Below are 24,119 nucleotides of genomic sequence, written 5' to 3'. Positions count from 1 at the left end.
GGGTGCAAATATATAATCATTTTTGGTTTGTGCAAAACATTTTTTAGAAAAAATCTATTTGTATCTTCGCAATAGCAAAAATAGAAATATGATTTTAACGGTCGATGTTGGAAATACCAGAATTAAAGCGTCTGTATTTGAGGGTAATACTTCTTTAGAAAATTTTGTTTTTGAGAAAAATGAACTCGAAAAAAAAATTGAAAATATTTTAGAAAAATACCCAAATTGCTCCGATTTAGCTGTTGCTTCGGTTGGAAGTATCGAAAAACAATCTTTTTTAACTTTCGAAAATCGGTTAAAAGTTCATTTTTTTTCTCACGAAGATGTTTTTCCTTTTCATAATAAATACGCAACACCAAAAACTTTAGGTATCGATCGAATGATTTTGTCTGCTGGAGCAACCTTACAATTTCCAAAACAAAATCGTTTAGTTATTGATGCTGGAACTTGCATTACCTACGATTTTATCGACGAAAATGATAATTATCTAGGAGGAGCCATCTCTCCAGGCCTTCGTTTGAGATACGAATCACTTCATAATTTTACAGCCAGACTGCCGTTGTTAACATTAGAGACGCCTGATACATATATAGGAAACTCAACAGCACAAGCCATACATTCTGGCGTTGTTAACGGTTTCGTCTATGAGATTGACGGTTTTATCGATGAATATCGCAAAGAGTTTTCAAATTTTATCATAATTTTAACGGGAGGCGATGCAGATTTTTTGGCTAAACGATTAAAAAATACCATATTTGCCAATTCAAATTTCCTACTGGAGAGTTTGAACCAAACATATCAATATAAAATCGACAATGATTAAAAAAGTAATACTAAGCGCTTGTTTGCTTATATCGTTCGTTTCATTTGCTCAACAAGGTACTGCTTCGCCTTATTCTTTTTTCGGAATAGGAGATGCAAGATTCAAGGGAACCCTTGAAAACAGATCTATGGCTGGAGTAGCAGTCGAGCAAGATTCGATTCACTTAAATTTAGATAACCCTGCAAGTTATGCCAGCTTAATGCAAACCACTTTTACAGTTGGAGGAACATTTGCAACTTCTAATTTAAAAACAAGTTCTAAATCAGAAAAAGCACAGCGCAGTACTTTCGATTACTTGGCATTAGGAATCCCAATGGGAAGATTTGGTGCTTCATTTGGTTTAATTCCAGTAAGTTCAGTTGGATACAAAATTCGTGAGGATAATTCAGCTACAGAAGGCGCAACCAGTACACAGCTTGATGGAAAAGGTGGTATAAACAAAGTGTATTTCGGTTTAGGATATAAAATTATGAAGAACTGGAATGTTGGGGTTGATGCGCAATATAATTTTGGGAAAATTACAACAACAAGTATAGAGGCTATTACAGGAGTTCAAAATGGTACTGCAGAGGTAAATTCTTCAGAACTGTCAGGTGTAGCTTTTAGTCTTGGAACGATGTACCAGCAAAAAATCGATAAAAAAATCAGCATATTTTCTAGTTTAAGCTATTCATTTGCAAGTAATTTAAATTCAGATAATACGAGAGTCATTTCTGTTCAGGGAGATCCAGATCCTTATGAATATCCTTCAAGCTCAACTAAATTGAAACTTCCAAACAAATTAAGCATTGGTTTAGGAGTAGGAGAAGCAAGAAAATGGCTTGTAGGAGCAAATATGACTTTTCAAGGAGATGGTCAGTTAGCAAACTATTATAACACTATGAGTAATGTAAGATACGAAAGCTATTCTAAATATGCTCTGGGTGGATACTATCTTCCTAACTACGCTTCATTTACAAGTTATATGAGCAGAATTACATATAGAGCAGGTTTGAAATACGAAAAAATTGGTCTTATAGTTAATAATGAGTCAATTAAAGATGTTGGAATGACATTGGGAGCAGGAATTCCAGTTCCAGGAACTTTTTCAAATGTGAATCTAGGAATTGAGTTTGGTAAACGTGGTACAACTGCATCAGATTTAGTACAAGAAAACTACGTGAATTTTAGTTTGAGTTTCTCTTTCAACGACAAATGGTTTGTGAAGAGTAAATTCCAATAAACATAATATTTTATCTTTTCTAAGCTCATTACAATTTACTACATTTGGCAAATGAATTTACCAAAAAGATATAGTCTAATAATTGTCACAGTATTTGCTGTGACAATGTTTTTTGGATGCGAAAGTAATTTTAAAGAAGTTCAGAAAATTAACTTCTCAGAGTTTGTTCCGGCAAGTGACGCCGATACAGTTAATATTAAATATACAGATTCTGGACGCATTACAGGGGTTTTAATTAGCCCTAAAATGCTTGATTATTCAAATCTTGATTTTCCATTTACAGAATTTCCTAAAGGAATAGATGTTACTTTATACGATAAAAAACAAAAACGTACCTTTATAAAAGGAAACTACGCAGTTTCGTATAAAAATACGGGAATTATTGATTTGATTGGAAAAGTAAAAATCACATCTGAAGCGGGACAGACTTTGGAAACAGAACAATTGTACTACGATCAGAAAAATGAGTGGTTTTATACCGAAAGGAAATTTAAGCTGACTGATGCAAAAGGAATTTCTCACGGTCAGGGAATAGATTTTAGTAAAGATTTTAAAGTGATTAATTCACAGCGAATAAGCGGTGAAATTGAATCAGATGAAGAATAAATAAAATTATGGGTTATTTAAAATATACACAATACGTTTACATCCTTTTTGCAGTTTTCTTTGCTTATGATGGTATCGTAAAGCTAAATGAAGGAGACGAGAGTTATCCTTTCTATTTTGTGATTGCAGGAATGGCAATTTTTATGTTTTTCTTTAGGAGAAGATTCCTTAACAAGCACGACAATCGTAATAAAAAGCAATAAAAATGGAAATTAGTATTATAATAATATGTTTAATACTAGCGGCCTTTTTTTCTGGAATGGAAATCGCTTTTATTTCCTCCAACAAAATTTATCTTGAAATAGAAAAGAAACAAGACGATTTTTTGTCTCGTATCTTGACCAAACTTACCGAAAATCCGTCCAAATTTATTGCAGCCATGCTTATTGGCAACAATGTCGCTTTGGTGGTTTACGGTTTTTTTATGGGCGATCTGATCTTAAATTGGATGGTTTGTTTTGGATTTGTTTTCTCAGAATGGTGGAATGTACTTATTCAGACACTTCTGGCAGCATTTATTGTTTTGGTGACTTCAGAATTTTTCCCGAAAGTATTTTTTCAGATTTATGCCAATTCTTTAATTAAAATTTTGGCACTTCCCGCTTACTTATTTTACAGGTTATTCTACTATATTTCTACTTTCTTTATTTGGATTGCAGATTTTATACTCAGCAAATTCTTTAAAACAGAGGGAAGTCAGATTCATTTATTCAGCCGAATTGAACTCGGAAATTATATTACCGAACAAATGAGTACTGTTGAAGAAGAAGATGAAGTAGACTCTGAAATTCAAATTTTTCAAAATGCATTAGAATTTTCTGCCGTAAAAGCACGAGATATAATGACGCCAAGAACAGAAATCGTTGATGTTGATTTGTTTGATACGGTAGATGATCTTAAAGAATTATTTATAGAAACAGGTTATTCGAAAATCATTATAAGCCAAAATTCATTAGATGATATTGTGGGTTATGTGCATTCGTTTGATTTATTTAAAAAGCCATCTACAATAAAGTCAGTTTTAATGACAGTTGAATTTGTTCCAGAAACAATTTTGATAAAAGATGTTTTGAACTTATTAATCAAAAAGCGAAAAAATGTAGCTGTTGTTTTGGACGAATATGGAGGAACTTCTGGAATTATCACAATTGAAGATATTGTAGAAGAACTTTTTGGAGAAATTGAAGATGAACATGATTTGGATGAAGAGCTAATTGAAGAAGAAATAGGCGAAGGCGAATATTTGTTTTCAACCCGATTAGATGTTGAATATCTAAATGAAACCTACAAATTGATGATTCCAGAAGAAGACTCTTATGGCACATTAGGAGGTTTTATTGTTAATCATACAAAAGAAATCCCACAAAAAGGAGATAAAATTGTAATAGATAGGTTTCATTTTTTTATAAAAGAGGCGTCAAATAAGAAAATAGAACTAGTCAAATTGACAATAAAAGATTGATTTTTTAAATTAATGAAAAAAAATGTGTAAAATAAAACGCTAGTTGTATTGTTATTAACTAGATAATTGTATTTTCGCAAACTGAATATAAAATTAACGATAATAAAATGGCAGTTTTAGCAAAAATTAGACAGCGTTCCGCTTTATTGATAGGAGTTATTGCACTTGCATTATTTGCATTTATAATACAAGATCTATTCACAAGAGGAACATTTGGTCAAAGTTCAAAAGATGTAGGAAGCATCGATGGAAAAGATATTTCATTTGAAGACTTTAGAGTTAAAGTTAGTAATGTTGAAAAAAGTGGGCAAGGAATAACTTCCACTGAAGCTGCAAACAGAGTTTGGGATCAAGAAGTTTCAATCGCTTTATTGTCATCTCAATTTGAGAAATTAGGATTGAGAGTTGGTGAAAAACACTTATTAGAGGTTTTAAAATCAGATCCAAACATTGGTAAAAACCCAATGTTCTTAAATGCAGCAGGAATTTTTGATGTTGTTAAGTTTAAAGATTACTTTAAATCAAACCCAGAAGCAGCACAATACATCGCTCAAAAAGAGAAAGATGCTGAATTGAATGCAAAATTTCAAATCTATAATACTTTAATTAAGTCAGGACTTTACACAACTGCTAGTGAAGGAAAATTAAAGTACGAAATGGAAGCTAATAAAGTGACTTTTGATTTTGCAGGAGCTCCTTATTCTTCTATTAAAGATAGTGAAGTGAAAATCTCTGATGATGAGATTATAGCTTACATGAAGAAAAACGAGAAAAAATTCAAAGCGGATGCAACTCGCGAAATTCAATATGTTTTAGTTGAAGACAAAGCTTCTAAAGAAGATGAGGCTGAAATTAAATCTAAATTAAATGCATTATTGTCAGGAAGTGTTGTTTACAACGCAAAAACAGGTAAAAACGATACATTACCTGGATTTAAAAATGCTGCAAACATTGCTGAATTTGTAAACGCAAATTCTGATGTTCCTTACGATTCTACTTACGTTCCTAAAAATGCATTACCTGCAATCGACGCTGATAAATTATTCAGCTTACCTGCTGGTGCAATTTACGGACCATACGTATACGGAAGATATTATGCTATCTCTAGATCTCAAGGATTTAAAGCTGGTGTTAATGCAAAAGCAAGTCATATCTTAATTGGTTACGAAGGATCTCAAACTCCAAATCCAAAAGAGAAGAGAACTAAAGAAGAAGCTAAAGCTAAAGCTGAAGAAATTTTAGCTCAAGTTCAAGCTAATCCAGATAGTTTTATGATGTTGGCTTTTACAAGTTCTGATGATTCATCTGCACAGCAAGGTGGTGATTTAGGATATTTTGGTCCTAACCAAATGGTAAAACCATTCAATGATTTTGTATTCAGCAACGGAATTGGTAAAATTGGTTTAGTAGAAACTCCATTCGGATTTCACATTATCAAAATTACAGACAAACAAGACGGAATTCGTTTAGCTACAATTGCTCAAAAAATTGAGCCATCTGAAGCTACTTCTGATAAAGTATTTACATTAGCAACTAAATTTGAAATGGATGCTGCTGATAAAGATTTTAATGCTGCTGCAAAAGAATTAGGTTTAAAAGTTGCTCAGCCAGTAAATGCAAAAGCTATGGATGAAGCGTTTGGACCATTAGGAAATCAACGTAACATTGTAAGATGGGCTTTCGATAAAGAAACAAGTACTGGAGATGTAAAACGTTTTGAAATTGCAAACATCGGACACGTTATTGCACAATACAAAGGTGAAAACAAATCAGGTTTAGTTTCTGTTTCAATGGCAAGACCTTATGTTGAGCCAATCTTGAAAAACAAGAAAAAAGCTGAAATCTTAAAAGAGAAAATGAAAGGTTCAAGCCTTGAAGCTATTGCTAAAGCTGCTGGAGTTGCTGTACAACAAGCTGCAGATTTAACTTTAGACAATCCGGTTTTACCTGGAGGAGTTGGACAAGAGCCACAAGTTGTAGGAAATGCATTTGCTTTAACTGCTAACAAAATTTCTGCTCCAATTGAAGGAAATACAGGTGTTTATGTAGTTAAAAACATTAAAACTGTAAAAGCTCCTGCAATTGCTAATCATGCTGCTTATGTAGAGAAAGTAAAAGCTCAAAGCGCATCTGATGCAAACAGAGTATTGCCAGCATTGAAAAACAACGCTAAAATTGAAGATAACAGATTACAATTCAACTACTAAGAATTAGTAAATCATCTTAATAAAACCCGAAACGTCTTTGATGTTTCGGGTTCTTTTTTTATTAAAATACTGGAATTCTGTTTTGTAAGCTTTTTTTGTTAATTTTCTAATAGTATATAGGAATAATCGAAATTTAGTCGGAAAAATTTGTGATATTGAAATTAATACAGTTAATTTGTCCGAATTTTTATTTTAACATATTTTTGGCACACCAAAAACATCGAAATAAAAAGGAATCAGGACCCAATTGACAAATATTTTATAATCAAACATTTAATGTTTTTTACTTTTAATTTTTTTCGAAAAAAGCAGAGAGTATATACCAAAATTGAAAGTCATATTTTCGGGATTATTACAGAGCTTTTAAAAGTTGGCAGCACCGACATCAATGTTGATGAATTGGGTGGAAAATATTATTTGAGTAACGAAGAGCAACATTTTAAAGTTACAATCTTAAGTAACGATTATGTTATTAGATTAACCAATACGCATGATTCTGTAGCAGAAAAATACGATAAAGTTTTTGTCGAAGATGTTTTGCGAGCTGTAAAAGAAGAAAAACACCGCCGAATGGAAGTTGTTTATGATTCTATCACAAACAGCATCGAAAAAATGGCAGAACGCTTGCATAACAGACTTATAGAATCAAATGAGCAAGAAAGTAAATCTGTTCGTCGTTTAGAGACAAAAGATCTTGAAAACGGTCAAAAAGTAAATTGCTAAATCTTTTTGAGGTATTTTTTACAAGATCATTTCCTCATACGTTAAGATAGTTTCATAGCCTTTATTCAAAAAGTACTCTTTTGGGTTGTTGTTGGATACAACCATTACGAAATCGCCTCCCCAAGCCCCAAGGCTTTTAATTACACCATTAAAATCAGGAAAAACAGCTTCTTTGATAGTCTGCATTTCTAAGATATTGCTTAAATGAATTTCATGTTTCTGAACTGCAGCAGCAAATTCTTTTAGCGTTTTTGCGTGAAGAATTGAATTGGTAATCTTGTTGTTTTCAGCAACTTTTTCAGTCAAATGATTATTCTTATGATTGTTGTATGAATATATGGCTGATTTGCTGTTTTGTTTTTTATTAAGATAAACAAAATAAATATGGTCTTTAAAATCTGGGTTAAATTCAACCTGCTCAACAAAATTATCTTTTATACGGTACAAAACAGGAGTATTGTTTTGTGCACAAGCAATATCATAACCACTTCCGCCAAAACTATTCTTTAATAGAGTATAAGCATTAATTCCTGCCCATTGCGCAATATTATTGATAAGCGTCGAAGAAGTTCCTAAACCCCAATTTCTTGGAAAAGTTAAATGAGTGCTTACTTTATATCCGTTTGCACTATCTATAAATTTTGGGTTTAAAACATAAGCTTCATGTAGAATATTAACCAAGGTTGATTTTACAGTATCAATTGCTGGATCTGATCCTTTTATGACTTCATCAAATGAGATAGTTTCTTCAAACCATAAGTGTTTGTCGTAATCATAACTTTTCCATTCGATCTGTTTGTTATCTAAATCTTCAATGACTAAATCCTGACCAAATTTTGTAGGTAACGCAAAAGCATCTGCTCCGTCTAAAACGAGATATTCACCAGCGATAAAAAGTTTCCCGTTGCTATAAAAGGTTGTTGACATATTTTTTTCATTATATAAATTCCAAATCTCAAATTCCAAGTGCAAACATTGGAATTTGGAATTTATCCCGAAATTTAGGGATTGGAATTTTTTAACTCGGTTATTTTCTTAAGTTCTCAATAAATTCTACTACAGCACTGTGAGAAACGGCTGTTTTTTTGAAGTGCGCTTTAATTAAATGGCGTTCTTCGTCAGTAGCTTCAAATTGATTGATGATATTATTAAGGTGCATTTTCATATGGCCTTCCTGAATTCCTGTAGTCGTTAACGAACGTAATGCTGCAAAGTTTTGTGCTAAACCAGCGACAGCAACAATTTCCATTAATTCTGTAGCAGAAGGTTTTTCTAAAATATCTAGACATAATTTTACCAACGGATGTAAAGAGGTTAATCCTCCAACTGTACCCACTGCAAGCGGAATTTCAAGCCAAAAAGTAAAAATGCCATTTTCGATTTTAGCGTGCGATAAACTTGCATATTGGCCATTTTTTGCAGCATAAGCATGAACACCAGCTTCTACAGCTCTGAAATCATTTCCAGTTGCTAGAATTACAGCATCTACACCATTCATGATTCCTTTATTATGTGTGACCGCTCTAAAAGGCTCAACTTCTGCAATTTGAACAGCTTGAACAAAACGTTCAGCAAATTCTTGCGGATTTGTAATGTGTTTTTCAGCCAATTCTTCAATCGGGCAAGAAACTTCAGCTCTAACAAGGCAATGTGGGACATAATTAGATAAAATACTCATAATGACTTCTAGCTTTTCGCCATTTTCACATAAGTCACAGTTTTGAGCTTCTTCTTTTAAAGTCGTTGCAAATTGTTCTAAACACGAATTTATAAAATTCGCCCCCATGCTGTCTTTGGTTTCAAAAGTCGCATGAAGCTGATAGTAATTTTCAAGTAAACTTCTCTTGTCTTTCAGTTTGATATCTAAAATACCACCGCCACGCTGCTGCATGTTTTTAGTAATGCTTTGCGTTTCTGAAAAGAATTTAGGTTTTATTTGGTCAAAAAACTGCGTTAGTTTTTCTGCGTCCCCGCTATAAGTAAAATGAACCTGACCAATTTTTTCGGTATTAATAATTGTAGCTTTAAAACCGCCTCTTGTCGACCAATATTTTGCTGCTTTTGAAGCTGCGGCAACCACAGAACTTTCTTCAATTGCCATTGGAATGGTTTTGTATTTTCCGTTGATTAAAAAGTTAGGAGCAACTCCAAGTGGGATATAAAGGTTTGTAATGGTGTTTTCGATAAATTCGTCATGAAGCTGTTGAAGCTTTTCGTCTGAATTCCAGTAATTTCTTATAATATTTTGAGCCTCTTCAGGGTTCGAAAAATATTCATTTGCAATCCAGTTAATTTTTTCTTTTTTGGATAATTTAGAAAATCCGGCAACAGCGTTGTTCATTCTCAGTATATTAAATAATAATGTTGCGGCAAATATACCATTTTAAGAGATTTGTTTAAAATCTATTTTAAAATACAGAACTCCGCAATCGTTATTTTTTTTAACATTTAACACTTAAAATGTGTATTATGTTTATTTTTTTCACTAAAATTGGGCTCTTTTTTATATTTAAATTAATTGTAATGAGTACAAGTAGAATTACTGTAATACTTTTATTTCTAGTCGCGACCGTTTTTGGTCAACAAAAAATCACTATCGATAATATTTACGGCGGAACATTTCGAGCAAAAGGAATGGACCAAATGCAATCCTTAAAAAATACGAATCAATATACTGTTTTAAATGTCGATCAGGCTAGCAGAAGTATGCAGGTTGATTTGTATGATTTTGCAACTTTAAAGAAAGTTTCGAATTTAATTGACACAAAAAACTTTGCAGCACTTGCAGGCGGAATTGATGGTTATACTTTTGATGCTTCTGAAAAAAAGATGCTAATCGCTTGTAATTCAAACAAAATTTTCCGTCACTCTTTTACTGCAGATTATTTCGTTTATGATATCGCAGGGAAAACATTGACAAAATTGGTTGACTCTCAAATTCAAGAACCAACTTTCTCGCCTGACGGAACAAAAATCGCTTACGCAAAACAAAATAACCTATATGTCTACGATGTAGCTGCTAAAAAAGCTGTGGCAATTACAACAGATGGTAAAAAGAATGCTGTTATAAATGGTATTACGGACTGGGTTTATGAAGAAGAATTTGCTTTTGTTCGTGCTTTTGACTGGAGCAAAGACAGTAAAAAAGTAGCTTATATTCGTTTTGACGAAAGCCAGGTTCCTGAGTTTTCAATGTCAATATTTCAGAAAGATTTGTATCCAACAATCGAAACTTTTAAATATCCTAAAGCAGGAGAGAAAAACTCAGAAGTTTCATTACATATATATGATGTAGTTGCTGGAGCAACAAAAAAAGTTGATTTAGGTAATTATAATGATTTCTACATTGCTCGTTTACAATGGACAAATAATGCAAATGTTCTTTCTGCACAAGTTTTAAATCGCCATCAAGATAATTTAGATTTATTGTTTGTTGATGGAAATACTGCCGCTGCAAAAGTAGTTTTAAATGAAAAAGATAAAGCTTACGTTGATGTAACAGATAATTTAACTTTCTTAAAAGATAACAGTTTTATCTGGACGAGCGAAAAAGATGGTTTTAATCATATTTATTTATATGACAAAACAGGAAAGCTTAAAAATCAAATTACAAAAGGAAACTGGGAAGTTACTTCATACTACGGTTTCGACGAAAAAACAAAAACTATTTTCTACCAATCTACAGAAAATGGTTCAATCAATAGAGATCTTTACAGAATTGGATTAGACGGAAAAAACAAATTACGTTTATCTAAAAAAACAGGAACAAGCGCTGCAACTTTCAGCCCTAACTTCGAATATTTCATTACAACTTTCTCAAGTAATTTAGTACCTACGACTTATACTTTAAATGAGTCAAAAACAGGAAAAGAAATTCAGGTTATCGAAAACAATCAAGCTCTTGCTGATAAATTGAAAGGTTATAACCTTCCTGCAAAAGAATTTTTTGTTCTAAAAACGGCAAAAGGAAATGAATTAAATGCATGGATTTTAAAACCAAAAGATTTTGATCCTTCAAAAAAATATCCAGTTTTAATGTACCAATATTCTGGTCCTGGATCTCAGCAAGTAAATAACGATTGGAACAATTCTGATGATTATTGGTTTGTATCTCTTACTCAGCAAGGTTATATCGTAGCTTGTGTTGATGGAAGAGGAACAGGTTTTAAAGGAGCAGATTTCAAAAAAGTAACTCAAAAAGAATTAGGAAAATATGAGGTAGAAGATCAAATCGATGCTGCTAGAGTAATTGGTTCTTATGCTTATGTTGATCCTGCTAGAATTGGAATTTTCGGATGGAGCTTTGGAGGTTTTATGGCTTCTAATTGCATTTTCCAAGGAAATGATGTTTTCAAAATGGCAATTGCTGTAGCTCCAGTAACAAACTGGCGTTTTTATGACAGTGTTTACACAGAAAGATATATGCAGACTCCACAAGAAAATGCTAGCGGATACGATCAAAACTCACCAATCAATCACGTTGATAAACTGAAAGGTAAATTTTTATTGATTCACGGTTCTGCTGATGACAACGTTCACGTTCAGAATTCGATGCAAATGATGGAAGCTTTAATTCAAGCAAATAAACAATTTGATTCTCAAATTTATCCAGATAAAAATCATGGTATTTATGGCGGAAAAACTAGAGTTCAGCTATATAATAAAATGACTAATTTCATCAAAGAAAATCTATAATCTAAATCTTTTATACTTAATTAAATAAGCGAATAATATGGGAGAAACTCAAGTAAAAACTGCACATCCAAAAGGGCTTTGGGTATTGTTTGGAACGGAGATGTGGGAGCGGTTCAATTTTTATGGAATGCGGGCTTTATTGACTTTATTTCTTGTAAATTCATTATTAATGAAAGAAGAAGAGGCTTCTTTAATTTATGGAGGTTTCCTTGGACTTTGTTATTTAACACCAATGTTAGGTGGTTTTATTGCCGATCGTTTTTTTGGAAATAGAAATTGTATCCTATTAGGAGGTTTAATGATGGCTGCAGGACAGCTGTGCTTGTTTACAAGTGGAAGCATTTTTAGTGAAGATATGGGTACGGCAAACATATTTATGTGGGCTGGTTTAGGAGTGATTATTTTTGGAAATGGGTTTTTTAAGCCAAATATTTCCAGTATGGTAGGAAGTTTATATCCAAAACAGGAAAAAACAAAATTGGATACTGCTTTTACTATTTTTTACATGGGAATTAACTTAGGAGCATTTTTTGGACAATCAATTTGCCCATTTTTAGGTGATAGAGTGGTTAACGGAGTTCAAAATGTTCATGCTTTTAAGTGGGGATTTTTAGCAGCGGCTGTAGCAATGCTTTTAGGAACTATTGTTTTTTACTTTTTAAAGGATAAATATGTTGTGGGTCCAGATGGAAGACCATTAGGAGGTTTGCCGTCTAAAAATATAGCATCGGATTTTGAAGAAGGAGAAGCACAAAAAGCCGTGTTTTCTACTAAAGCTCTGATAATTGCAGTAGTAGCATTTGTTGCATTGTTTTTTCTATTTAGATTTTTATTGCATGGAGAAAATTTTATTCAAACTTTAATTTTTCCTGTAATTTATTCTAGTGGTTTGACATTAGCGGGATTAATTATTTCAGATTCATCTTTGACAAAAATTGAAAGAGACCGAATTCTTGTGGTCTATATTGTGTCGTTTTTTATTATTTTCTTTTGGGCTACATTTGAGCAAGCAGGTTCTTCTTTGACATTTATTGCGGCAAATCAAACGGACAGAACATTTATGTTTGGTTGGGAGATGCCAGCGTCAATGGTTCAAGTTTTTAATGGAATTTTTGTTTTTGGTTTTGCATTACCATTTAGTATATTATGGGATTACTTAAGAGCTAAGGGTAAAGAGCCAATTTCTCCAGTGAAGTTAGCGGTTGGATTGGCTATAATTACTATCAGTTTTTTTATGTTGGCATATCAATTTAAATCTTTGGGGACTTCAGGATTGTTAAGTGTTAAATGGTTGATTTTATTGTATTTGCTTAATACTTTTGCTGAATTATGTTTGTCTCCTATCGGATTGTCATTAGTTGGTAAATTATCTCCAAAACGTTTTGCATCATTATTGTTTGGTGTTTTCTTTTTGTCAAATGCAGCTGGATACGCTTTGTCTGGAACATTAGGTTCAATATTGCCTGCAACTAGTGATAAATTTGTGAAAGCCAAAAAGTTTGGTGTTGATTTGCAACCAATTTTAGATAAAACAGTTACTCCTACTGCAGATCAATTAAAAATATTAGCAGATAATCACATAAGTGATCATAATCCAAAATTTGCTGGTTTTGAAATCCATAATTTATTTGAATTTTTTATGGTTTTTGTTGGATTAACTGGTATTGCGGCAATTATATTATTTGCTTTGACTCCTTTACTGAAAAAAATGATGCACGGTGTTAGATAATAAAATGGAAAACAAAATTACTCTAGAAGAAATTCAAAATTTCGAAGGCAAGTACCCAAAGCAATTGTGGTACTTGTTTTTTGTTGAAATGTGGGAACGTTTCTGTTTCTACGGAATGCGTGGTGTTCTTACCATTTTTATGGTAGATCAGCTTTTTTTAAAAGATGAGCATGCCAATTTACAATATGGAGCTATTCAGGCTTTTGTATATGCTTTTACTTTTGTCGGAGGTATTTTTGCTGATAAAGTTTTAGGATTTAAAAAATCATTATTTTTCGGAGCAATCGTCATGATTCTTGGAAATCTTTTGATTGCTTTTTCTCCACAGGAAATGTTTTACTACGGAATTGCTTTCTCTATTATTGGAACAGGTTTTTTTAAGCCAAACGTTTCATCAATGGTTGGAGAGTTGTACAAAGAAGATGATGGAAGAAGAGATGCGGGTTACGGAATGTTTTACGCGGGAATCAATGTTGGAGGTCTTTTTGGAGGTGCTTTATGTGTTTATTTAGGAAAATATTATTCATGGCAATTGTGTTTTTTATCGGCAGCTTTGGTAATGTTATTGGGATTGATCACATTCTTGTTTACTAAAAAATATTTAGGTCCAATTGGAGATTCTCCATTATTAGATTTAAAACCATCTACAAGAAGAATCCGTGAAATTGCTGTATATGTCCTTTCGCTTTTAAGTATTCCGTTTATCTTCATAATGGTTAAAAATACCGACTATACGGATTATTTCATGTATACGATTGGTATAATTGCAGTTACGTATTTTTCGTATGAATTAATAAAATTAGGAGACATTAAACTTCAGAAAAAGCTTTTTGCAGCTTTCTTATTTGTCTTTTTCTATTTATTATTTAACGCGATTTACGAACAAAGTGGAGGATCTTTATCTCTTTTTGCTAAAGATAATTTAGATAGTAAATTATTGTTTTTTACAATCGATCCAAATATAATTAACAACAGTTCTAATACTTTCTTTGTTGTTGTATTAAGTCCGCTGATTGGTTTATTGTGGATTTGGATGGGGAAAAGGAAAATTGAGCCAAATACATTGATCAAATTCGGAATTGGATTTTTGTTTTTAGCAGCTTCATTTTACATTTTCTATTTAACTAGATTTTTTGCTAATGCCAAAGGAATTGCTTCTTTGAATGTATTTACGTTTGCTTATCTAGTTACAACAATTGGTGAGCTTTGTTTAGGGCCAATTGGAATGTCTATTATTACAAAATTATCTCCAAAAAGATTATTTGGAATGATGATGGGATTGTGGTTCTTAGCTGCAGCATTCGGACAATTGTTTGCTGGGAAACTAGGAGCTGAAATTTCAAGATCAAATACAGGAGATACTTTATTGTCTAAATTGCAATCTTATACAGAAGGTTACTATCAATTGGCTATTTATTCTCTTGTTGCAGGAGTTGTTTTAATTGCACTTTCGCCTGTAATTAAAAAATTAATGCAAGAAGTAAAATAGCAGTGTATTTTGCAATCTGATTTTATGTAAATTTGTGGAAAATTTCTCATTATGAAAAAAATAGTACTTATTGCTTTGTTTTTAATTGGCGCAGCTAATCTACAAGCGCAAGAATTAAAATGGTACACAGATGTAAGAGAAGCGATTGCTGTAAGTAATAAAGAACAAAAACCTATGTTGATGTTCTTTACAGGAAGCGATTGGTGTGGTTGGTGTATTCGTTTGCAAAATGAAGTTTTAAAAACTGCTGAGTTTAAAAAATGGGCAACAGATAATGTAGTTTTAGTAGAATTAGATTATCCAAGATCTGTTCCTCAAACTCCAGAACTTAAAAGTCAGAATAACGAATTGCAGCAAGCTTTTGCAATTCAAGGATTTCCAACTATTTTCTTCACAAGTGCAGAAACTAAAGATGGAAGAGTTAATTTTAAAGGTCTTGGTAAAACAGGATATGTTGCAGGTGGGCCATCTGCTTGGTTGACTGTTGCCGAAGGAATAGTTCATCCAAAGAAATCATAAGTTTAAAATTTAAATAAAAATAAGAAAAGCCTCTTACGAATTGTAAGAGGCTTTTTTGTTGTTTAGTAAGAAAAATTCTTTGGTTTGTGGGGGGTGTTTGCGTATTTTGTATTTTATTATAGATAAAAAAACACATAATGTATTTTTTGTGTCAATAAAAATTGGATAATTAAAATATAATGTTAATTTCGTCTTGCTAATCTAACCAAAACCAAATTTATATGACTAAAAAATTACTTATCCTACTGTTTTTTTTAGGTTCATTTATGATGCAAGCACAAAATCTAGCATGGAGAACAAACATGACAGATGCTATTGCTATAAGTAATGAACAGAAAAAGCCAATGTTGATTTTATTCACTGCCTCAGGTGTACCAGAAAATCTCCAAAACGAAATCTTTAAAACGCCTGATTTTGCTGTTTGGTCGCGTGATAACGTGGTCTTAGTAAAATTAGATTTATCTGACATGAATGCTTCAGATAGTGACCGCGAACAAAATGCAAAATTGAAAAACGCATTTGGAGTTCAAGATCTTCCAGAAGTTTGCTACGCAATGGCTTCTATCAGAAAAAATAAAACAACGTTCAGTGCTTTAGGCAAAATTGCCTATAAACCTGGCGGAGCAAAAGCTTGGATTGCAGAATCGAACGCGATTTTGCATCCGGCAGAATAGTTAAGGATTTCATTTGACTTTTATTTTAATTTTTTTAATCCCTTTCTGTTTTAATAGAAAGGGATTTTTTTTAAACACTATCGAAAATTTGATTATTTTTATTAGTGTTTATTTCACATTTATTAAAAAAACGTCAATTTATTGTCAATTTAATTTTAATGCTTAAATATTGGTTTTTAATTGATTAAAAAGTTCATTGGATGCTGTTTTTGTATTATTTTAGACCTTATTAACATAACCAAAACCAAAATTATATGCCTAAAAATCTACTTATCCTACTACTATTATTAAGTCCTTTTTTTATCAATGCGCAGACTGTAACTTGGAGAACAGATATTAATGATGCTGTTGCTGTAAGTGCAGAAAAAAGAATGCCATTGTTGATCTTTTTCACTGGCCAAGGTGTTAGTCCGCAACTGCAAAATGAGATTTTTTCTACTCAAGATTTTGAGGAGTGGTCCCGTAAAAATGTTATTTTGGTAAAACTAGACTTATCAGATCCTTCAATTCCGGATGCAACCAAAGAACAAAACTTGATGTTAAAGAATGCTTTAGGTATTGAAGAAATTCCGCAAGTGTGTTTTTCCGAAGTTACAGTTAGAAAAGGGAAAACCAATTTTAATAAATTAGGACTCATTGCTTATGTGTCATCAGGTGTCAAAGCCTGGATCTCCGAATCAAATTCGATCTTAAATCCAGAATAAAATTATAATCTATAATATCCCTTTTCATTCGTTGCATGAAAAGGGATATTTTTTTTGGAACAGCTAATTTTCCAATTTTTCTGAATTGTTTTTGAATTAGAACCATCGGCAATAACAATTTTTGGCTGTATATCTTTTAGTAATCTATCCAAATTTATTTTAGGATCTTGAGTAAGAATTAATATGTCTGGCTTTAGTTTGCTTGAATAAATTTTAGTGCTGTCAATGATTAAAATTCTTGATTTCTTGAAATAGAGTAAATTTTTAAGTCCTTTTACTTGGTCCAAAGTAATTGAGTTGCCTACAAGGTATGAATTCACATTTCTATTGTTTTCTTTTTTATTGATAACAGTATCTCGGGTAAAAAGTGTCAAGTTTCTCCCGATACGTTCAGAAATGAGCGTGTTCTTTTTCTCATTATAAACAATCAATTCTTCTTCATTTTCGACTTGTATTTTAGTTAAAATAAAAGCAAGTTGAACAGTAATGATGGAAGTAAACAGAAATATTAGTTTGTTATAGTTTGGCTTTTTAACCCAAATAATAGAGAATATTATAAAGAATGAAATGGCTATTAAATGATAAAAATTAAAGCTGATATCTCGTATTACAAAAGAATCGATTGAAGCAACTGCGTGAATCATTAGATTTAGGAGGTAAATGCTTTTCTCAAAAATCATGGTTATAAACAGTGGAGGACTGGTGAAAATTGCAATAAGCATAACCACAATTCCAGCAATCATTATAAACGATAGAACAGGAAGTATGATAATATTCGTCACGAAAAATAAACCTGGAAATTGATGGAAATAATATAAACATAACGGTAAAGTGCCAATTTGCGCCGCGAAAGAAACTGTCAATGCTTCCCAAATGTAAACCGTTAATTTATTTTTTGGTTTGTAGATGTTTTTTAGAATTGGCTGTAGCCAAAGAATAAAAAATAGGGCGATGTAACTCAATTGAAAACCAACATCAAATAAAAAATAAGGTTCAAAGAGTAATATCAATAAAATAGAAACTAATAAAGTGTGATAGATATTGCCGTTTCTGCGCAAATGATTTCCAATTGCAACAAAAGAAAACATAACAACAGATCTTAGAACTGAAGGTGATAAACCAGAAATAATAGCAAATCCTGCTAATGATATTAGAATTGAAGCAAGTTTAAAAAAAGATCCTTTCTTCGTATTTGGAATTGGCTTAAGAATAAAAGTGATAAAAAGCATTATAAAGCCCACGTGCAACCCCGAAACAGATAAGATATGTGTAGCTCCAGAATATTGATAATCTTGGATTATATCTTGCGAAATTTCCTGTTGTTGACCTAAAATTAAAGCCAAAGCAACATTCATTTCAGATGTGCTGAATTTTGATTTTTCGAGATTTGAAATTATTCTTGAATGCAGTTTGGCGCAGTAATACCAAATGTCTTTTTGAATAGTTTTATTTACTAGAATTTCATTTTTTTGACAATAGATTTGAGCATAAATCTGTTTGTCTGCCAAGTATTTGCTGTAGTCAAATTGATTCGGATTTTTATTTGATTTGTTTCGCTGTAAAGTGTTTTTGACTTTAATAGTATTTCCAATGATTAAATGATTTATACTACTGTCTTTTTGGACGTTTACAATTATTTTTCCAGAATAAGTCTTTCCAGAAATTGTTTTTATTAGACCAATATAGCGATCAGCATAATCGTTGCTTTTTAATTTTTCTCTTAAAATTAAAGTAACAATTTGTGGTTTTTCAAAAGCAATTTTACAATTAAAATAATGGTTCTTCTGAAGATTCTCGGTATGGCTCAGAAGAGTTAGTGCGCCAATGCAGAAGGATAAAAAATAAGCAGAAAGTCCGAAAAGAATAGATTTATTATTATGCTTTAAATTGAGAAAATATGCTATGCAAAATAATATAAAGCAGAATGATAACGAAAAAAGTATCGTTGAAATAGGGAAATGCAAATAATAGGAAGCGATAACGCCCAATATAAAGGCGATTGTAATTTTTACTAACGGAAAATCTAATACTTTCATGGCCTAAAAGTATTAAATATTTTGTAAGAAAAATAATAAAAAAGTAATTTAAGGAATAACTCGATTTACCTGTTCAAAAGAATTTTTATAGTATGGTTCTTTTGTCGATGAAATGATTACGCCTTTGGATGTAGAAGAATGAACAAATTTTATTTCATCAGAATTAACTTCTGTAATTAATCCGACGTGATTGATTTGCCTGCTTTTATTGGTTTTAAAGAAAATTAAATCGCCCTTTTTAGCATCATTTAACGGAATCACTTTTCCAACTTTAGCTTGATCGTAAGAACTTCTAGGAAGTTTTATGTTTTCGCTTTCAAAAGTAGTGTAAACTAATCCAGAACAGTCAAATCCGCTTTTTGTAGTTCCGCCAGCTTTGTAACGAACTCCAATATTATCAGTTGCTTTTTCTACAAGATTATTAACCAGTGATCTGTTTTCCTTTTTCGATTCGCTTTTGTTTGCAACCGAAGAAGTCGATTTACATGAAGTAAAAGCAACTGTCAAAAGCAGAAAAATGATTATTCTTTTCAAAATTAATTTTGTTTTAAATCTGTAACAATAAGTTTTGCGGTGTTTTTGCTTGCGCCAACTCCTCCAAGTTTTTGCTCCAAAGTATCATAGTTTTGAAGTACTTTACTACGATATTCAGGATCTAATAACTTTTGAAGCTCCTCTTTAATTCGCTTTTTATTGCATTCTCCTTGAATCAATTCGGTTACAACTTCTTGATCCATAATTAAATTTACAAGAGAAATGTATTTTAAAGTAATGATACGTTTTGCAATTTGGTATGAAACTTCGCTTCCTTTGTAACAAACTACTTCAGGCACTTTAAAGAGTGCTGTTTCGAGAGTTGCTGTTCCAGAAGTCACTAAAGCAGCTGTTGACGAACGAAGCAAATCGTAAGTTTTATTCGAAACAAATGCTATGTTTTTGTTTTTTATAAATTGCTGATAAAACTCGTAATCTTGACTTGGTGCGCCAGCAATAACAAATTCGTAATCCTGAAAATCATCAACAACACTTAGCATTACGCTCAACATTTTGGTAATTTCTTGTTTACGGCTTCCTGGAAGAACGGCAATGATTGGCTTTTCTCCTAACTGATTCTCTTTTCTAAATAAAGTTTCGTCAAAATCAGGCTGATTTTGGATTGCATCAATCAACGGATGCCCCACAAAATCTACAGGGAAATGATGTTTGTCTTCGTAAAAGCCTTTTTCGAAAGGCAGAATTACAAACATTTTATCGACGTCTTGCTTTATGGCATTAATTCTATTTTCTTTCCAAGCCCAAATTTGAGGAGAAATATAATAATGGGTTTTATAGTTTAATGCTTTTGCCCACTTTGCAATTCGCATATTAAAACCAGGATAATCAATAAAAATAATTACATCAGGTTGAAATTCTGTAATGTCTTTTTTGCATATTTTAATGTTGTTTAAAATAGTCTTTAAGTTAAAAACTACTTCAATAAAGCCCATAAAAGCCAGTTCGCGGTAGTGTTTTACTAGAGTTCCGCCTACTTTTTGCATTAAGTCTCCACCCCAAAATCTAATTTCTGCCTGAGGATCCTCAACGTATAAAGCTTTCATTAAATTAGAACCATGTAAATCTCCAGAGGCTTCTCCTGCAATGATGTAATATTTCATGTTGGTTTTTTTGAAAATATGCTAAAGTTGTAAGTCCGTAATAACGGTGACTTAGCAAAGATAAGATTTAAATAACTAATGTAGAAATTGCTAGTACAATCACCGCTAAAATTACACCTTGAGCCATTAATTCTTTATTTCTTTTTAAAAGAACAGCAAATACGGCAAGATCTAAAAGTGTTCCTAAAGTGATTATTTTTCCCATATATCCTTGTTCTCTTATCATTTGAAATCCTGCTGAAATATCGAATGTTGTGAAAAAAGTGATAAACAGATAACTTCCTAAAAGCGCTGTAAAAATTCCGATTAAAAAACCGATTAGTATTTCTTTAGTCATTTAATTTCCAAGTATTAAGTTGTTGAATAGAGTGGTGGGCAGTCAAATCAAATTGAACAGGAACTACTGAAATATAGCCGTTTGCCAAAGCCCATTCATCAGTGTCTTCGCCTTTATCTTCGTTTACAAATTTTCCGGCAAGCCAGTAATAATCTTTCCCGAAAGGAGTTTGTCTTTTGTCAAATTTCTGCGCATAATATGCTTTCGCTTGACGACAAACTTTAATTCCTTTAATTTCTGATTCCTTCAATTTTGGAAAGTTCACATTTAAAACTACTCCAGGCGGCAATTTATTGGCTAAAGTTTCTAAGGTGATTTTTTTGACAAAAGACTTTACAGGCTCAAAATCGGCATTCCAGTCAAAATCTAAAAGAGAAAAACCAATTGCTTGAATTCCTTCTATTCCAGCTTCAACTGCAGCGCTCATTGTTCCAGAATAAATAACATTGATCGACGAATTTGATCCGTGGTTAATGCCTGAAACACAAAGGTCTGGTTTGCGTTTAAGTATTTCGTTTACTGCCAGTTTTACACAATCAACAGGAGTTCCAGAGCAACTGTATTCTGCAATTGTGTCATTATCTTTAGAGATTTTATCAATAAATAAAGTATTATTGACTGTTATAGCGTGTCCCATTGCGCTTTGCGGTTTGTCTGGAGCAACGACAATTACTTCGCCGATTGTTTCCATGACACTAATAAGAGCTCTAATTCCAGGAGCCAAAATACCATCATCGTTAGTTACCAATATTAGCGGTTTCTCAGCTTTCATTTTATAAATATTATGTGTAATTTTAACAATTGTAAGATTTTAAAAACAAATGTAGTGACAGATTTTTCGAGATAAGTCACAAATATTGTAAAATTTGTCAAGTAAGGTAAAGAACTTTTTTGCGAATTAAACATTTTTATATCTTTAACAAAAAATTATCGTGACGTTAGCTCTCGTGGCATGGTTTTTAACGTAACTTAGATTAAAAAATTGATGAATGCTATTATAAAGTTTATGAAAAGAAATTATAAGATACTCATAGCCGTATTGTGCTTATCGCTTACCTTGTTTGCATTTAAGATGAATGCCGATAGGACAATCGACCCAGATCCAAATAGAGACAAGACACTTTTAGAATTATTAGCATTTGTTATTGATAAAGGACATTATAGCCCAGCAGAAATAAATGATGAATTTTCGAAAGGTATTTTTAAAGATTATATTGATGCGTTAGATCCATCAAAAAGATTTTTTCTACAGTCTGATATTGATGAGTTTAAGCAATATGAATTAATGCTTGATGATCAATTCCTGAATAAAGATATTACTTTCTTTAACCTTACTTATACAAGGTTAATGAAACGTATGGAAGAAAGTAAAAAACGTTACAAAACGATTTTAGCTCAGCCTTTTAATTATAATGTTGATGAGACTTTTAATGCAGATTATGAGCACATTCCGTATGCTAAAAACCTAACTGAAATCAACGAAAGATGGAGAAAGCAAATTAAATTATCTACTCTTTCTTCTTTGGTAACAAAACAAAAAATCGAGGAAGAAAAGAAGAAAAAAGATCCTGCTTACAAAGAAAAATCTTTTGAGACTTTAGAAAAAGAAACTCGCGAAAGCTCTTTAAAATCTTTAGATGATAACTTTAGTGTAATTAAAGATTTAAATAGAGAATACTGGTTTTCAGTGTATTTGAATTCTATTATGGCTCGTTTTGATCCGCATACAAGTTATTTTGCACCAGAAGAAAAAGACCGTTTTGATGTAAATATCAGTGGTAAATTGGAGGGTATTGGAGCTCGTTTGACTAAGAAAAATGATTTCACTCAAATCGATGAATTAATTTCTGGAGGTCCAGCTTGGAAAGGAAAACAATTAGAAGCAGGAGATTTAATCTTGAAAGTTGCTCAAGGAAATGAGGAACCAGTTGATGTTGTTGGAATGCGTTTGGATGATGTTGTGAAGAAAATTAAAGGTCACAAAGGAACTGAAGTAAAATTGACAGTTAAAAAAGTTGACGGTTCTATCAAAGTAATTTCAATCATTAGAGATGTTGTTGAAATTGAAGAAACGTATGCTAAGTCTAGTATTGTGGAGAAAAACGGTTTAAAATATGGAGTTATTTATCTTCCTAAATTTTACATCGATTTTGAAAATAAAGACGGACGCGATGCAGGAAAAGATATTGCTCGTGAAGTAGAAAGATTGAAACAAGAAAACATTAACGGTATTGTTTTAGACGTTCGTGATGATGGTGGAGGATCTCTTTCTACAGTTGTTGATATTGCTGGATTATTTATCGAACAAGGTCCAATTGTTCAGGTAAAATCTGCTGGTAAAAAGAAAGAAGTTTTATACGATAAAGACAAGAAAATCGAATGGGATGGTCCATTGGTTATCATGGTAAACAGTTTTTCTGCTTCTGCATCTGAGATTTTAGCAGCTGCAATTCAGGATTACAAACGTGGTGTAATTATCGGAAGTAAACAAACTTACGGTAAAGGAACAGTACAAAATGTATTAGATTTAAATCAGTTTGTGCGAAATGCAAACTATGGAGATCTTGGTGCATTGAAAATTACAGGACAAAAATTCTATAGAATCAATGGAGGTTCTACTCAATTAGAAGGTGTTCATAGTGATGTTGTTATGCCAGATCGTTATGCTTACCTAAAAATGGGTGAGAGAGATATTGACAATGCAATGCCTTGGGATAAAATCGATCCAGCTGATTACAGCACTTGGAATTCTAATGAGAATTTTACTAGAGCAATCATTAATAGTAAAAACAGAATTGCTCAAAATGCTCAATTTAAATTAATTGATGATAACGCTAAATGGATCGATGTTAAAAACAAAGAGAATACATATAGCTTAAACATTAAGAGTTTTAAAGAAACTCAAGAGCAGGTAGAAAATGAAGGAAAAAAATATAAACCAATTTTAGATTATAAAAACAGTTTAATTTTTGAATCTCTTCCTTATGAACAAGTTGAAATGGCAAATGATGCTACTTTAAAAGAAAAAAGAGAAGCATGGCATCAAGCATTATCTAAAGATGTTTATGTAGAAGAAGCTTTAAATGTGTTAGATGATTTACAAACTAAAAGTGTGGTAAAAAGTACAGTTAATCCTAAAATGAAAAAGGATAAACTAGTGAAGTCTTAAGTTCTAAATGAATTTAATTTGTTTAAAAACGCTCTATAAATTTTGAATTTATGGAGCGTTTTTTTGTAA

21 protein-coding genes are annotated in these 24,119 nt (G+C 32.0%); 14 read left to right on the top strand and 7 right to left on the bottom strand.

Annotated features, from left to right (window positions below; genetic code table 11):
- Positions 1-88 precede the first annotated feature (88 nt).
- The 7 genes from V6624_RS07820 (at position 89) to V6624_RS07790 (ending at position 7,043) form a co-directional block, all read left to right on the top strand.
- Positions 89-823, top strand: a complete 735-nt coding sequence (locus tag V6624_RS07820; RefSeq protein ID WP_338841481.1) for a type III pantothenate kinase — start codon at positions 89-91, stop codon at positions 821-823.
- Positions 816-2,045, top strand: a complete 1,230-nt coding sequence (locus V6624_RS07815; RefSeq protein WP_111288388.1) for a hypothetical protein — start codon at positions 816-818, stop codon at positions 2,043-2,045. The genes V6624_RS07820 and V6624_RS07815 overlap by 8 nt, the downstream gene beginning before the upstream one ends.
- Positions 2,046-2,096: 51 nt before the next feature.
- The gene (gene lptC, locus V6624_RS07810) at positions 2,097-2,651 is read left to right on the top strand and encodes an LPS export ABC transporter periplasmic protein LptC (RefSeq protein ID WP_338841480.1); all 555 of its coding nucleotides are present in this window, start codon (positions 2,097-2,099) and stop codon (positions 2,649-2,651) included.
- Between the two features lie 8 nt (positions 2,652-2,659).
- On the top strand, positions 2,660-2,854 hold the full coding sequence (locus V6624_RS07805; RefSeq protein ID WP_111288384.1) for a hypothetical protein: 195 nt from the start codon (positions 2,660-2,662) through the stop codon (positions 2,852-2,854).
- A gap of 2 nt (positions 2,855-2,856) precedes the next feature.
- Positions 2,857-4,113, top strand: coding sequence for a hemolysin family protein (locus V6624_RS07800; RefSeq protein WP_338841479.1), 1,257 nt, complete (start codon positions 2,857-2,859; stop codon positions 4,111-4,113).
- Positions 4,114-4,220: 107 nt separating this feature from the next.
- Complete coding sequence (locus V6624_RS07795; protein ID WP_111288380.1) at positions 4,221-6,320, top strand: peptidylprolyl isomerase; 2,100 nt, start codon at positions 4,221-4,223, stop codon at positions 6,318-6,320.
- 276 nt (positions 6,321-6,596) lie between these two features.
- Complete coding sequence (locus tag V6624_RS07790; RefSeq protein WP_338841478.1) at positions 6,597-7,043, top strand: hypothetical protein; 447 nt, start codon at positions 6,597-6,599, stop codon at positions 7,041-7,043.
- Between the two features lie 18 nt (positions 7,044-7,061).
- Here the strand turns inward: V6624_RS07790 and V6624_RS07785 are convergent, their stop codons facing one another.
- The gene (locus V6624_RS07785) at positions 7,062-7,970 is read right to left on the bottom strand and encodes a GYDIA family GHMP kinase (RefSeq protein ID WP_338841477.1); all 909 of its coding nucleotides are present in this window, start codon (positions 7,968-7,970) and stop codon (positions 7,062-7,064) included.
- Positions 7,971-8,070: 100 nt separating this feature from the next.
- Positions 8,071-9,384 carry a hydroxymethylglutaryl-CoA reductase, degradative gene (locus V6624_RS07780; protein ID WP_111288376.1) on the bottom strand — a complete coding sequence of 438 codons (1,314 nt, stop codon included), beginning with the start codon at positions 9,382-9,384 and terminating at the stop codon, positions 8,071-8,073.
- 182 nt (positions 9,385-9,566) lie between these two features.
- Between V6624_RS07780 and V6624_RS07775 the strand changes: the two genes are divergently transcribed.
- The 6 genes from V6624_RS07775 to V6624_RS07750 all read left to right on the top strand — a co-directional run bounded on the left by V6624_RS07775 (position 9,567) and on the right by V6624_RS07750 (position 16,853).
- Positions 9,567-11,738: a S9 family peptidase gene (locus V6624_RS07775; RefSeq protein ID WP_111288374.1), complete on the top strand. Its 2,172-nt coding sequence runs from the start codon at positions 9,567-9,569 to the stop codon at positions 11,736-11,738.
- Between the two features lie 37 nt (positions 11,739-11,775).
- Positions 11,776-13,467, top strand: coding sequence for a peptide MFS transporter (locus tag V6624_RS07770; RefSeq protein WP_111288372.1), 1,692 nt, complete (start codon positions 11,776-11,778; stop codon positions 13,465-13,467).
- A gap of 4 nt (positions 13,468-13,471) precedes the next feature.
- Entirely contained in the window at positions 13,472-14,956 is a 1,485-nt protein-coding gene (locus tag V6624_RS07765) for a peptide MFS transporter (RefSeq protein WP_111288542.1), read from the top strand.
- A 51-nt stretch (positions 14,957-15,007) separates the two neighbouring features.
- Complete coding sequence (locus V6624_RS07760; RefSeq protein WP_111288370.1) at positions 15,008-15,475, top strand: thioredoxin family protein; 468 nt, start codon at positions 15,008-15,010, stop codon at positions 15,473-15,475.
- A gap of 221 nt (positions 15,476-15,696) precedes the next feature.
- A complete protein-coding gene (locus tag V6624_RS07755) occupies positions 15,697-16,149 on the top strand; it encodes a thioredoxin family protein (protein WP_111288368.1) in 453 nt (150 codons plus the stop codon).
- Positions 16,150-16,403: 254 nt separating this feature from the next.
- Positions 16,404-16,853, top strand: a complete 450-nt coding sequence (locus V6624_RS07750; protein WP_204251691.1) for a thioredoxin family protein — start codon at positions 16,404-16,406, stop codon at positions 16,851-16,853.
- Between the two features lie 2 nt (positions 16,854-16,855).
- Here the strand turns inward: V6624_RS07750 and V6624_RS07745 are convergent, their stop codons facing one another.
- From V6624_RS07745 to surE, 5 genes are all read right to left on the bottom strand, one after another.
- Positions 16,856-18,889: a ComEC/Rec2 family competence protein gene (locus tag V6624_RS07745; protein ID WP_111288366.1), complete on the bottom strand. Its 2,034-nt coding sequence runs from the start codon at positions 18,887-18,889 to the stop codon at positions 16,856-16,858.
- A 48-nt stretch (positions 18,890-18,937) separates the two neighbouring features.
- Positions 18,938-19,423, bottom strand: a complete 486-nt coding sequence (locus V6624_RS07740) for a C40 family peptidase (protein WP_111288364.1) — start codon at positions 19,421-19,423, stop codon at positions 18,938-18,940.
- Between the two features lie 2 nt (positions 19,424-19,425).
- The gene (lpxB, locus tag V6624_RS07735) at positions 19,426-20,544 is read right to left on the bottom strand and encodes a lipid-A-disaccharide synthase (protein WP_111288362.1); all 1,119 of its coding nucleotides are present in this window, start codon (positions 20,542-20,544) and stop codon (positions 19,426-19,428) included.
- A gap of 67 nt (positions 20,545-20,611) precedes the next feature.
- The gene (locus V6624_RS07730) at positions 20,612-20,881 is read right to left on the bottom strand and encodes a hypothetical protein (RefSeq protein WP_111288360.1); all 270 of its coding nucleotides are present in this window, start codon (positions 20,879-20,881) and stop codon (positions 20,612-20,614) included.
- Entirely contained in the window at positions 20,874-21,653 is a 780-nt protein-coding gene (gene surE, locus V6624_RS07725; protein WP_111288358.1) for a 5'/3'-nucleotidase SurE, read from the bottom strand. The genes V6624_RS07730 and surE overlap by 8 nt, the downstream gene beginning before the upstream one ends.
- 213 nt (positions 21,654-21,866) lie before the next feature.
- Here surE and V6624_RS07720 point away from each other — a divergent pair, with 213 nt between their 5' ends.
- Positions 21,867-24,050: a carboxy terminal-processing peptidase gene (locus V6624_RS07720; protein WP_111288356.1), complete on the top strand. Its 2,184-nt coding sequence runs from the start codon at positions 21,867-21,869 to the stop codon at positions 24,048-24,050.
- Positions 24,051-24,119: the final 69 nt, after the last annotated feature.

Source organism: Flavobacterium ginsenosidimutans, from assembly GCF_037478105.1.
GTDB lineage: Bacteria > Bacteroidota > Bacteroidia > Flavobacteriales > Flavobacteriaceae > Flavobacterium > Flavobacterium ginsenosidimutans.
This window is presented reverse-complemented; position numbering and strand designations above follow the sequence as displayed.